The 12330-nt window shown below is 39.2% G+C and carries 15 protein-coding genes and 2 tRNA genes; 9 read left to right on the top strand and 8 right to left on the bottom strand.

Going from position 1 to position 12330, the window contains the following annotated elements; translation table 11 throughout:
* Positions 1 to 7: 7 nt before the first annotated feature.
* Together hflD and mnmA are read right to left on the bottom strand one after the other, a co-directional pair.
* Complete coding sequence (gene hflD, locus ACZ5WS_RS11070) at positions 8 to 610, bottom strand: high frequency lysogenization protein HflD (RefSeq protein ID WP_055012553.1); 603 nt, start codon at positions 608 to 610, stop codon at positions 8 to 10.
* Positions 610 to 1710 carry a tRNA 2-thiouridine(34) synthase MnmA gene (gene mnmA, locus ACZ5WS_RS11075; RefSeq protein ID WP_464708649.1) on the bottom strand — a complete coding sequence of 367 codons (1101 nt, stop codon included), beginning with the start codon at positions 1708 to 1710 and terminating at the stop codon, positions 610 to 612. Before mnmA ends, hflD begins: the two co-directional genes overlap by 1 nt.
* A gap of 354 nt (positions 1711 to 2064) precedes the next feature.
* Here mnmA and ACZ5WS_RS11080 point away from each other — a divergent pair, with 354 nt between their 5' ends.
* On the top strand, positions 2065 to 3339 hold the full coding sequence (locus tag ACZ5WS_RS11080; RefSeq protein WP_464708650.1) for a sensor domain-containing diguanylate cyclase: 1275 nt from the start codon (positions 2065 to 2067) through the stop codon (positions 3337 to 3339).
* A 21-nt stretch (positions 3340 to 3360) separates the two neighbouring features.
* Here the strand turns inward: ACZ5WS_RS11080 and ACZ5WS_RS11085 are convergent, their stop codons facing one another.
* The 6 genes from ACZ5WS_RS11085 to ACZ5WS_RS11110 are packed head-to-tail and all read right to left on the bottom strand — an operon-like array spanning position 3361 to position 6049.
* Positions 3361 to 4026, bottom strand: coding sequence for a pseudouridine synthase (locus ACZ5WS_RS11085; protein WP_464708651.1), 666 nt, complete (start codon positions 4024 to 4026; stop codon positions 3361 to 3363).
* Positions 4026 to 4355 (bottom strand): TusE/DsrC/DsvC family sulfur relay protein, encoded by a 330-nt coding sequence (locus ACZ5WS_RS11090; protein WP_131691099.1) that lies wholly within the window; start codon positions 4353 to 4355, stop codon positions 4026 to 4028. Before ACZ5WS_RS11090 ends, ACZ5WS_RS11085 begins: the two co-directional genes overlap by 1 nt.
* A gap of 3 nt (positions 4356 to 4358) precedes the next feature.
* On the bottom strand, positions 4359 to 4625 hold the full coding sequence (locus tag ACZ5WS_RS11095; RefSeq protein WP_464708652.1) for a DsrH/TusB family sulfur metabolism protein: 267 nt from the start codon (positions 4623 to 4625) through the stop codon (positions 4359 to 4361).
* Positions 4622 to 4978 carry a sulfurtransferase complex subunit TusC gene (gene tusC / locus ACZ5WS_RS11100; protein WP_464708653.1) on the bottom strand — a complete coding sequence of 119 codons (357 nt, stop codon included), beginning with the start codon at positions 4976 to 4978 and terminating at the stop codon, positions 4622 to 4624. Before tusC ends, ACZ5WS_RS11095 begins: the two co-directional genes overlap by 4 nt.
* Complete coding sequence (gene tusD, locus ACZ5WS_RS11105; protein ID WP_076918641.1) at positions 4975 to 5328, bottom strand: sulfurtransferase complex subunit TusD; 354 nt, start codon at positions 5326 to 5328, stop codon at positions 4975 to 4977. The genes tusC and tusD overlap by 4 nt, the downstream gene beginning before the upstream one ends.
* A gap of 55 nt (positions 5329 to 5383) precedes the next feature.
* A complete protein-coding gene (locus ACZ5WS_RS11110; protein WP_008112034.1) occupies positions 5384 to 6049 on the bottom strand; it encodes a Bax inhibitor-1/YccA family protein in 666 nt (221 codons plus the stop codon).
* Positions 6050 to 6301: 252 nt separating this feature from the next.
* Between ACZ5WS_RS11110 and ACZ5WS_RS11115 the strand changes: the two genes are divergently transcribed.
* From ACZ5WS_RS11115 to nhaC, 8 genes are all read left to right on the top strand, one after another.
* A tRNA-Ser gene (locus ACZ5WS_RS11115) sits at positions 6302 to 6392 on the top strand.
* A 51-nt stretch (positions 6393 to 6443) separates the two neighbouring features.
* Positions 6444 to 6534, top strand: a tRNA-Ser gene (locus tag ACZ5WS_RS11120).
* 172 nt (positions 6535 to 6706) lie between these two features.
* Entirely contained in the window at positions 6707 to 7087 is a 381-nt protein-coding gene (locus tag ACZ5WS_RS11125; RefSeq protein WP_008112036.1) for a hypothetical protein, read from the top strand.
* Between the two features lie 128 nt (positions 7088 to 7215).
* On the top strand, positions 7216 to 7674 hold the full coding sequence (locus ACZ5WS_RS11130; protein ID WP_054201014.1) for a GAF domain-containing protein: 459 nt from the start codon (positions 7216 to 7218) through the stop codon (positions 7672 to 7674).
* The gene (locus ACZ5WS_RS11135; protein ID WP_138606053.1) at positions 7674 to 7952 is read left to right on the top strand and encodes a hypothetical protein; all 279 of its coding nucleotides are present in this window, start codon (positions 7674 to 7676) and stop codon (positions 7950 to 7952) included. Before ACZ5WS_RS11130 ends, ACZ5WS_RS11135 begins: the two co-directional genes overlap by 1 nt.
* A gap of 16 nt (positions 7953 to 7968) precedes the next feature.
* Positions 7969 to 8607 (top strand): RNA chaperone ProQ, encoded by a 639-nt coding sequence (gene proQ, locus ACZ5WS_RS11140; RefSeq protein ID WP_198523240.1) that lies wholly within the window; start codon positions 7969 to 7971, stop codon positions 8605 to 8607.
* A gap of 27 nt (positions 8608 to 8634) precedes the next feature.
* Entirely contained in the window at positions 8635 to 10659 is a 2025-nt protein-coding gene (gene prc, locus ACZ5WS_RS11145; RefSeq protein WP_464708654.1) for a carboxy terminal-processing peptidase, read from the top strand.
* Positions 10660 to 10817: 158 nt separating this feature from the next.
* Complete coding sequence (gene nhaC, locus ACZ5WS_RS11150; RefSeq protein ID WP_138606189.1) at positions 10818 to 12302, top strand: Na+/H+ antiporter NhaC; 1485 nt, start codon at positions 10818 to 10820, stop codon at positions 12300 to 12302.
* Positions 12303 to 12330 lie beyond the last annotated feature (28 nt).

Consider the following 12330-nt stretch of genomic DNA (forward strand, 5'->3'; position numbering starts at 1 on the left):
ACGATAATTAAATTTTTGTTTTAGCAATGGCGAGAATTTTTCTTTTTGCAAAAAAGAAATGACGACGTTTGCCGCCCATTTGACGCCATAATACTGCACTACGAATGCCGGCTAAAAGTAACGCACGGATTTTGTTTTGAGTGAGCTGCTGTTTTAATAACTCGGGTTTACCATAAACCTGGATTCGGTGCCCAAGGGGGCTTAGCACCGACGAGTATATATCTGCTAAACCGGCAACAACACTGTCATCGGTAATAGCAAAATGATCTAAACGACGATGAATATCATCAATACGTTTACCTAATTCATTGAGGCTCTTACTATTGGCACTAAGGGCTCGCTCTAACTGCATTAAGCCACCCACGTATTTAACTATTTCAACATCTTTTTGAGCACCGGCACTCAGTTGTGCCATTAATGTTTTATAGCCATCACGCAAATTTTGTGTGCCTTGGTATACATCCTCAGGAGAGGCGGGGGAGGTTTGCACAATACTTGATAACAACGTTGATAAGTCATGTTCATCACAACGACCGTATTGAGCAACCTTTTGTACTTGTTTTGCTACTTGGCACATGGCAGCAAGTGCCATGACTTGATGTTGATTCATTACTTAATCACCGAATCAATAATACCACCGCCTAAACAGACTTCATCAGCGTAAAATACGGCGGATTGTCCTGGGGTAACGGCTTTTTGCGGCTCATCAAACAATACGCGTGCCATACCATCTTCTCCAACGAGTAATGTACAGCTTAAGTCTTCTTGACGGTAGCGAGTTTTAACGGTGCAGCGAGTTGTACCTTGCGGGCCAACGCGATCTACCCAGTGTAATTGGTTTGCATTAAGGCCGTTACTGTACAAGCTAGGGTGATCTTTACCTTGACCAACAACAAGAACATTTCGTTCTATATCTTTATCTACCACGTACCATGGTTCGCCCGAGCCTTCTTTCATGCCACCAATTAATAAACCTTTACGCTGGCCAAGGGTGTGATACATCAAGCCTTCATGCTCACCTACATTGTTACCATCGGTGTCTTCAATTACTCCAGGTTGTGCAGGCAAAAACTTTTGCAGAAAATCTTTGAATTTACGCTCGCCAATGAAACAAATGCCGGTGCTGTCTTTTTTATCATGGGTAATTAAATCCTGTTCTTCAGCAATGCGGCGTACTTCTGGTTTGGCAATATCTCCGACAGGAAATAGTGTTTGCGCAATATGCTCATGGCTTAGTGTATACAAAAAGTAGCTTTGATCTTTGTTATCGTCTAGGCCTCGGCACATTACGTATTTGTCATCGCGTAGCTCTCGGCGCACATAGTGACCAGTTGCAATAAAATCAGCACCAAGTGCTTGCGCAGCAAACTCTAAAAACGCTTTAAATTTTATTTCTTTATTACACATTATATCTGGGTTGGGTGTACGACCCGCTTTGTATTCTGCTAAAAAGTATTCAAATACATTATCCCAGTATTCAGCAGCAAAATTAACGGTATGAAGTTCAATGCCTAACTTGTCACATACAGCTTGTGCATCTTTTAAATCTTCAGCAGCAGCGCAATATTCATCATTGTCATCTTCTTCCCAGTTCTTCATAAACAAGCCTTCTACTTGGTAGCCTTGCTGTTTTAATAAATATGCAGATACAGAAGAATCAACACCGCCGGACATACCAACGATGACTTTAATGTGACTATTTTCGCTCATGAATAATTTCGCTTATACAGATTACTGTTAACTTGGAAAGGCCGCGATTATAGCATGTATTTTGTTGGTGCTTAAAGAGAGGATGGGGGATTGAATAGATTTTGTTGTAACTTTTTCCATCCAATAGTTAGTAAGGCGTAGTTTTGTGTGTAATTTACTCATTTTTAGGCTAATGAAAAGGGATGGATTATATTGATGGCTTCATACTTTGTAAGTTGCTTTTGTCGTATTTAATTACGTAGCGCTATTCTTCATTAACAAAACTTTACATTTGAGATTACCTACCATATCTTAATTAGTATCTAAACACGTAAATACTTAAATAACCTAAAATATAATCAATGGAATGAATATATGAATTACGCCTCGCAATCACATTTGGTTAAGTCGTTTGTGCTGGATGCGTCCGAAAAAACGGTGTCAAATCTTACTTTTGAAGACGATTATTCACTACAGCAATTCAAAGAATCAGCTTATAAGTTATTCTATGACATTATAACTGTGCCAGCTCCCTATCTTTATCAAGAGCCTAATCCGATTGTTGAGCTGTTTAGGCTTATAGAATCCTCTTTAGGCTCTTTAAAATCATCACAAAAGGCAATTTTAAGCCAGTTAGAGAAATGGTGGGTAGAGTGGCATTTTGTCGCTTCAATGAATGTATCGCTTGAACGTGAAAACAAAGAACAAGACTATAATGTTATAAGCACTACCCAACACCCTATGCGCAAGCATGAGCTGAGTCATTATGCGCGGTTATTCACGATTCTACCCTTACCGGTATGTGATGTTTGTATGGTAACTGGTGATATTTTAAAAGTGAACCAACGTTTTATTGATGTATTTGGTTACACGTTACAAGACGTACCTAATCTTAATGTTTGGTGGAAATTAGCCTACCCTGAAAAAGATTACAGAACATTTGCACAAACGTTATGGCAGGAGTCACTTGAGCAAGCCAATCAAAATAATGATGATATTCCAGCTAATGATTACAGAATTTCTTGTAAAGATGGCAGTGAGATTGTGATGCAAGTTTCTGGTATCAGTGTTGAAGGAGAATTTATTGCTATATTCAACGATGCTACTGAGCGTTTAAAAACTCAAGAAATACTCAGTGATATGGCGTTTTTAGACTCACTCACTAAAATAGCCAACAGGCGGCGCTTTGATGAAAAACTAACGTCTGAATTTAACAAGTTATCGAACGAGCATCGTGAGCTTTCGATGATCATTATTGATATCGATAATTTTAAAAAGTATAACGACCGGTATGGTCATCTCGAAGGAGATAAATGTTTATTTCAAGTTGCGCAAAAATTAGCTGAAACCGTCTGCAGGCCAGAAGATTTTGTTGCGCGATTCGGAGGAGAAGAGTTTGTCGTGCTGTTACCCCAAACAGATAAGCAAGGGGCATTATTTATTGCCGAACAAATACAAAAATCGATTGAAAAAATGGCCATTCCCCACAAAGACAGCTTTACTGGTATATTGTCTGTCAGTATGGGAATAAACACCATAGAGCATGAACACGATGGCGATCATGCACAATTTTTTAAACAAGCAGATAACGCACTTTATTACGCGAAAAAACAAGGAAGAAATTGTATTGCTTTAGCTACAGATAATTAGATAATTAACGTAACTTGATGGTTAATTATCAATTTCTTTGAATTCTCCGCTATTTATTCCCTCTAGCGTGTATTTACCGATACTGTAGCGAATTAAACGCAAAGTAGGGTGGCCAACATGAGCTGTCATTCGTCTAACTTGACGGTTTCTGCCCTCGTTAATAGTAATACTCAACCATGAGGTCGGTATTGATTTACGTTCTCGAACCGGCGGTGTACGAGGCCAAAGCGTTGGTTCATCCATCAAAGTTACCTTAGCGGGCAAGGTAATGCCATCTTTGAGTTCAACACCTTTATTTAAAGCATCAATAGAAGCTTTTGTTGGGATCCCCTCGACTTGAACCCAATAAGTTTTGTTGGTTTTTTTACCAGGTGCTGTGAGCGTGTTTTGTAACTTGCCGCAGTTTGTTAATAACAACAAGCCTTCGCTGTCTCTGTCTAAACGACCTGCTGCGTAAACATCCTTTATGGGAATAAAATCAGCCAATGTTTGTCTATTTTGATCGTCAGTAAACTGACAAAGCACATCATAGGGTTTATTAAATAAAATGACTTTTTTATCGCTTTGCGCTATTGGCGACTTTATTGGTCTTTTTACTGTACTTTTATTAATACCAGTTCGAGAATAAGTACGACCTGTATTGCGTTTGCCCTTTGAAGAGGGCGAATGTTCAGATTTGTGTTTCATTAAATACACCGTGCAGGTTTAGGTAAACCCGCTATTTTCGTCGCTTGTTTGGCCGGCCCTTTAGGAAAAAGCTTGTATAAGTACATGCTGTTCCCTTTATCCTCACCGAGTGCTTTAGCCATGGCTTTGACTAACATTCTAATGGCTGGGCTGGTATTGTATTCAAGATAAAACGCGCGCACAAAATTCACAACTTCCCAGTGTTGCTCAGTTAACGTAATGTTTTCTTGTTCTGCAATAACATTGGCCAACTCTTTTGACCACTTAGTATGATCTAGCAGGTAACCTTGCTTATCAGTGTCTATTGTTTGATTATTAAATTCCAGCATTGATCACCAAGTAATTGATTGTTTAGATGATAAACTAAGCGTAACGAACTCATCATAGCTAATTGCTTTATCATTCAAATTTAAAGATATATCGCGAGCGTCTGCATCATCTTTTAAAATATAAAGTGAGTCAGCAAACTGTCTGTATTGTTCTTTAGCAAAGCAAGCATCACCCACGAGTAACACACTGTCTGTGAGCATAATCAGATTGTCTAAGCTGTGGGTACTGTAGTAATTCAGTGGTTTTGAAAAAATATGTAAAGTGCTCATAGGGTCACCACATGCTGCTGATTGTGAATTAGCTGTTTTTGGGCGTTAAAGTTTACTATGTTTGCTTCAATGAGCAGTTCACTTTTACTTAAACCATAATCAATCAGTGATTTCTCACAGACGTAAATATTTTCAACATCATAAATTTCTAACGTTTTAATGTTTTTGAAAAAATCTTTGATGCCTAAGGTATTTGGATTTTGGTTTCTTTTCAGCGCTAACACGGCTGGACCACTAAACAACCAGCTAATATTTTGATCAACGGCAGCAAAAATAAGGGTCATATCAAGTGCATCGCGGATGTGCATGTCATCAAATGGGCTTGATTGACTAATTACGAGTACATTAATCATTTAAATTGTATCCATTTATCCGCTTCACTGGCCAGCATGGCAAATTCAGCTAAACCTGCCACAGCAAATTCGCCAGTATTTTTTATGTCTAAGCCACGCTTTTCAGCCGCAGTAACGCATAGCATAAGCTTTATGTTTTTTTCTGCGAGCTGATGCCAAAGTGAGGGAGGGTTTAACTCATCTGAGGCGAGCTCAAAATGAGTTGAAGCGTGATAAATACCATCTTGGTATAAGAATAACGCATCAACGCTATGTCCTTGCGCTAGGCAGGCATGAGCAAATTTAACAATACGTTGTGTGGTATCGTGATCTGATGGTGGAGTATGTAAAGAAAGTACAAAGCGTGCCAAAACTATTCCAATAAAAAAGCCCCAATAAAGGGGCTATTTTAACAGAACTATTTAATTAGTCATTATTTGCGCCAAGTAAGGCAAGTAATGACGTAAATAGGTTATATACACTTAGGTATAAAGATACGGTTGCACGGATATAATTTGTTTCGCCACCATTAATGATTCTGCTTGTGTCGAACAAAATCAGGCCAGACATAATTAATACCACTGCTGCGTTTAGTACCATAAACATTAACGAGCTACCTAGGAAAATATTTACAATACTTGCCACAATAACCACAATTAAACCGACAGTTAAAAAACCACCCATGAATGAGAAGTCTTTTTTAGTGTTAAGTGCATAAGCAGATAAACCAAAGAAGATTAACGCCGTAGAACCTAGCGCTTGCATAATTAGCATAGGACCATTAGGTAATTGTGCGTAGTGATTAAGTAGTGGGCCTAAACCTGCGCCCATTAATCCTGTAAACGCGAACACCCAAAATACGCCAGATGCTGTATCTGCTTTTTTGTTAACAACAAAAAGCAGACCAAATGAGACAAGTGTAAATACAAGTCCCATAAAATAAGGTAATTGCAGTGCCATTGAAATACCGGCAGTGACTGCACTAAATGCAAGTGTCATTGCAAGTAAAAAATAAGTGTTTTTAAGCACCTTGTTTGTTTCAATGGTCGACATTACCGGCTTTGCAGTATTGTACGATTGATTAAACGCCATTGTAGAGCTCCTGTAAGTGAAACTAAGTAGTTCCTGTAATTTAACTAAAATTAGATTACCAACTCTTATATGTTTGGGCAAACCTTTGTAGATCAATAGACAACTAAATTTAAATAAAAGTTCATTCGCCGGTTAGGATTTACTCTCATTGCTTTATGTTTAAACAAATTAGTTGTTTTTTAATCACTTGAACAAATAAATGAAAAAAAAGCTTCACAAAGCCCATGGGTTTCCCTATTATTCAGGCCGTGCGGAGAGATGGCAGAGTGGTCGAATGCACCGGTCTTGAAAACCGGCAGGGGTTTATAGCCCCTCTAGGGTTCAAATCCCTATCTCTCCACCACCTAATTAAAATAATTACGAGTACACTCTTACTGGTAATTTATGCACTTTCGGAGAGATGGCAGAGTGGTCGAATGCACCGGTCTTGAAAACCGGCAGGGGTTTATAGCCCCTCTAGGGTTCAAATCCCTATCTCTCCACCATTATCAGATAAGCCCGCTATTTGCGGGCTTTTTTGTGCCTCATATTCGCTATACCTTCTTCAAAACCAAGCATATTCAGTTAGAAAATACGACCATAGTCTCTATTTATAAGCTTTGGCTCTTAGTGCATGCTTAGAAATTAAAGATTTATGTTTTTGTTAAGGATCTTACAATGAAACATCAACTCGCAAAAAGTGTCGCACTTTCATTATTATCTCCCGTTATTATTGGCAGTATGTTGGGGATTTACTACGCATTGACTATGCGTGGTGACGCTGTTTCTATTTTTTTAGGACTATTAATGACCGCTATTGCTAACGCGCACATAGTGGGTTTAACTATGGCCGCGTTTGTAGTGCCGGGTTATTTACTTATGTTTAAGTATTCTAAGGTAAATTATTCTGGAGTATTAACACTGGGCTTGCTGGGTGGCGCTATTTTTAGTTACCTTTTGAGCGCCACTACAGGCGAGATCTTTTTAATCAATAGTGTGATGTCAGGGTTTGCCGCTGGACTGTTTTTATTCGGCCTGCGTAAATCGGTACAAAGTTAATTGCGGAATATTTAATCAAGTGTGTCGTAAAACCATGTAATTTCCTTTTTTTTACCCGCAAAAGGTTTCAATTTTTAGTGACAAAGAGTACCTTTAGCTACTGTATGTTTAATAAGAAGTAGTTTGGTATGCAAAAGCACGATTTTTACCAGTCATTAGTTAAGCAAACTGAATCGCTGATAGGCGGTGAATCAAACATAATTGCCAATATGGCAAATATAAGCGCGCTGTTATTTACCTCTTTAGAAGATGTGAATTGGGCGGGCTTTTATTTTATGGATTCACCATCAGAATTGGTACTTGGTCCATTTCAAGGCAATCCAGCTTGTATTCGTATTCCAGTAGGAAAAGGGGTATGTGGCACTGCTGCGGCGACCGAGCAAACCCAATTAATTTCAGATGTGCATGCTTTTGACGGTCATATAGCCTGTGATGCAGCATCAAATTCTGAGATAGTTGTACCTATCATGAAAAATGGATCTGTATTTGCGGTACTAGACATAGATAGCCCAAGTATTGGCCGATTTGATACTGATGACCAAGCAGGGCTTGAAGCACTTGTAAAATGCTTAGAGGCTAGCCTGTAATGAAAGACTTGCTAAATGTTCAAGACTACCTTTTTGCCGTTCAAGATGTTGGTGATTGGGAAGGGGATGAAGAACATGTAGCGGAAACGCTCAATGATTTGATTCACATGGCATGGGATCGTCTACCTGATGATTTAGACTGTGATTCAATTGATGAAATTATAAATGGTATTTGGGAACATTTACGTGGTGATATGGCTGTGATTGAAGCTGACTTTGAAGAGTTAGTTGATTGGTGTATCCACTATGTTGATTCTGCCCTTGATGAAAAGATGTGATTAAATAGGTTCTAAAATGGAAACCACAAACAAGCTAAAAGATATTAATGAAGTATTAGAGTTCTTATACCAAGAATTTCCACAATGTTTTAAACAAAAAGAGGGCATTCAGCCGCTTAAAGTAGGTATTTTCAAAGATATCGCTGAGCGCATTGAAGGGTCTGAAAAAGTTAGTAAGACACAAGTTCGTCAAGCACTTAGAAAATACACCTCTAACTGGCGCTACCTTGAAGCAGTTACTAAATCTGAATTTAGAATCGATCTTGACGGAAATCAAGGCGAAAAAGTTGAGCAAGAGCATATTGACCACGCACAAAAAGCGTTGGAAGAAAGCCGTGCTAAAATGGCAAAGCGTAAAAAGCAGCAGCGTCCTCGTCAAGATTCAGATGCAAAATCTTTCAAAAAGAAACCAGCTCATGCGGCTAAAAACTCACCGGCTGCAGCAAAACCAGCAAAAGCCGCTGCACCTAAGCGTTCAGGAAAAGTTGAACCTTTACCTGCAGGCGAGGTCAAGGTTAATAATAAGGTTAAGGTTAAACTTGGCCAAGCACTTGTTAATGCAGTAATCACTGAAGTAAACAAAGACGATGTTCACGTTGAATTAGTGACCGGTATGCAAGTTAAAACCAAAGCCGACAGCTTATACATCATTTAAGCTGCGAAAAAAATTAAGGAGTTGTGTATGAGTAAAAAGTTTACGCTCATTCCGTTAGTTGCTGCGCTGTTTTCAGGTTCATTATTGGCTGCAGTAGAGCCGGTAACATTAGAAGACTTACCTTTGCTTAAGCAAGAAAGTCAGCACAGTACAGCCAGTAAACGAGTGGCTAATCTATTTACTCGTTCGCATTACACACCTGTTCGATTTAACGATGAGCTTTCAAGTAAAGTGTTTGATCGTTACATCGAATCCCTTGATTTTAATAAAAGCGTGTTTTTGAAAAGCGATATTGACTCTTTTGAGCAATATCGTGAGCGTTTCGATAACGCGCTTATTAGCGGCAAGTTAGGGTTTACATTTGATATTTTCAACTTAAGCCTTAAACGTCGTTTTGAACGTTACGAATTTTCGCTTTCATTACTTGAAAATGAAATGACGTTCGACACTGAAGATGAATACTTTTATGACCGTGAAGATGCGCCATGGGCGACTACGCAAGCTGAATTAGATGAAATTTGGCGCGAGCGTGTAAAATATGATGCATTACGGTTAAAAATGACAGGTAAAGATTGGCCTGGCATAAAAGACGTGCTGACCAAGCGTTATAAAAACGCAGAAAAGCGTCTTGTACAATCAAAATCTGAAGATGCATTTCAAATTGTAATGAATTCACTTGCACGTAGTATTGAAGCACATACTTCATACTTATCTCCACGTCGTGCAGAGCAGTTCAAAATGGATATGGATCTTGAGCTTGAAGGCATTGGTGCGGTATTAACGCCTGATGAAGACTATACGGTAATTCGTAGTTTAGTGCCTGGAGGCCCGGCAGACAAATCTGAGCAAATTAAAGCCGATGACCGCATTATTGGTGTGGCTCAAGATGGCGAAGAGTTTGTTGATGTAATTGGCTGGCGTTTAGATGATGTGGTTGATTTAATAAAAGGCCCCAAAGGCACTAAAGTGCGTTTGCAATACCTAAAGGGTGCGGATGCTCACGGTACGCCAAAAGTGGTTGAAATTACCCGTGATAAAATCCGTCTAGAAGACAGAGCTGCCAAATCAGAAGTGTTTGAAGCCAGTTATTCTGATTTAACCAGCAAAATTGGTGTAATAGAAATTCCTGGTTTTTACAATAACTTATCTAAAGATGTAAAAGTCGAGTTGGCTAAACTCAAAGAACAAAACGTAGACGGAATTATTATTGATTTACGTCAAAATGGCGGCGGTTCATTATATGAAGCTACGCAGTTATCAGGTTTGTTTTTTGATCAAGGTCCAGTAGTACAAATTCATACCTTAAACAACCGTATTGAAGAGCAAAAAGACCGTGACGGCATTACTTATTATGATGGCCCGTTAACAGTGCTTGTTGATAGGTACAGCGCATCCGCGTCTGAAATTTTTGCCGCAGCAATGCAAGATTATGGCCGCGCCGTTATCATTGGTGAGCAAACCTTTGGTAAAGGGACCGTGCAGCAGCATAAAGGTTTAGCGCGTGCTTATGACTTATACGATAACCCATTAGGTAGTGTGCAATATACGATTGCAAAGTTTTACCGCATTAATGGTGGTAGTACACAGCATAAAGGGGTGATCCCAGACATTACTTTCCCATCAGCCATTGACCCTGCAGAATGGGGTGAAAGTAAACAAGATAATGCCTTGCCGTGGGATAGCATAGTAAAAGCAAAGTATAAGCAAATAGGGCGTTTAAACCCTATTATCAGTGTACTTGAAAAGCAGCATAATGAGCGTATTAAAGCCGAACCTGAATTTAATTATGTGTTTGAAGATATCGCTCGCTACAACGAAGAAAAAGATCGTAAAACAATTTCTTTGGTTGAGAAAAAGCGTATTAAAGAAAAAGAAGAAAATGAGGCACGCGCACTAGCCCGTACTAATGAGCGCTTAAATCGTTTAGGTAAAGAGCCAATAGAAAATCTGGACGATGTACCAGAGGTGATTGAAGAGCTTGACCCATTTCTTGAAGAAGCTGCACTTATTACACAAGATTATATTAAATATGGTCGCGTAGCTAAGCGCTAAAATAAGCTTCACTTTGCAAAAAAAAGGCGCCTAGGCGCCTTTTTTACTATCGATAATTTGCTAAATTGTTATAATCGCGGATTACCAAAAGTTGAGCTAGATCAATAGTGCTCAATAAATGCGCGTACGTGCTAATAAAAATAATCAACATGCATCGAATGTGTGTAGGAGTCTATATTTTGAAGCCAATTGAAGAAAAACCACTTAAAAGTGCCTCGTTTTTTGATGCACTCATTCCAATTGCTGTATTAATTTGTTTATTAGGTGCCGCTGTGTACTTATTTGGTGATGACTCATCGTCAGGTCCAAATCAAATTGCCTTGTTATTTGCAACATTCGCTGCGGCGTTAATTGGTTTAAAAAATGGCTACACATGGAAAAAATTAGAAGATGCAATGATTGAGGGGATCACTTTATCTCTTAGTGCGATTTTAATCTTACTCATGGTAGGGGCATTAATCGGAACTTGGCTATTATCAGGAACCGTTCCGACATTAATTTATTACGGTCTACAAATTATCAATCCCAGCTGGTTTTACGCCGCGAGTTGTTTAATTTGTGGCATTGTAGCAATGAGTATTGGAAGTTCATGGACTACAGCTGCAACTATAGGTGTTGCGTTACTCGGTGTTGCTTCAGGACTGGGTTTAGAGCCGACAGTTACCGCGGGTGCTGTAATATCAGGCGCTTATTTTGGCGATAAGCTTAGTCCATTATCGGAAACAACCAATTTAGCTCCAGCCGTTGCTGGTGCAGATTTATTTGAACATATTCATCATATGCTTTGGACTACAGTACCCAGCTTTGTCATTGCATTAATCATCTTTATTTTCATGGGCTTTAACGCTACTGCTGCGGGAGAGGCGGGTCAAATAGAGCAAATAACTGCAATTCTTCAGCAAAACTTTAACATTGGCTTAGAAATGTTGGTGCCGTTAATTGTATTACTCGCATTAGCTATTCGAAAAATGCCAGCGTTTCCGGCGATTTCTATTGGTGCCGTGATTGGCGCGGTGTGGGCAATGTTATTTCAATCGGACTTAATTGCTAGCCAAATAGACATGACTCAGGGTGAGTTTGTCGGTTATTTCAAACTAGTTTGGACCACCTTTTTTGATGGCTTCACAATTAATACGGGCGATGCAAAAATGGACTCGTTACTGAGTGGTGGCGGCATGTCTGGTATGCTAACCACTACATGGTTGATCATGACAGCACTGATGTTTGGTGCGATTATGGAGAAAACAGGGCTACTTGATATTTTTGTTAAAAGTATTCTAAAAATAGCAAAAAGCACTGGCTCTCTTATCGCCTCAACCATTGCAACGTGTATTGGTACCAATGTAATTGCTGCGGACCAGTATATTGCCATTGTGGTGCCTGGGCGGATGTTTAAAGAAGAATACAAAAAGCGTGGTTTAAAGCCTGTTAACTTATCTCGTACTCTAGAAGATGGCGGCACAATTACCAGCCCACTAATACCATGGAATACCTGTGGTGCGTATATGCAAAGTGTTCTATTAATCAATCCGTTTGATTACGCGCTTTATGCTTTCTTTAACCTTATAAATCCTTTCTTAGCCGTTATTTACGCTTACTTAGGAATTAAGATACTACGTATTAAACCTAAACAAACGGCTTAATTTAAGTAGCTCCTTTTATCACTAAAAG

It is taken from the genome of Pseudoalteromonas sp. 11L1 (assembly GCF_055397545.1).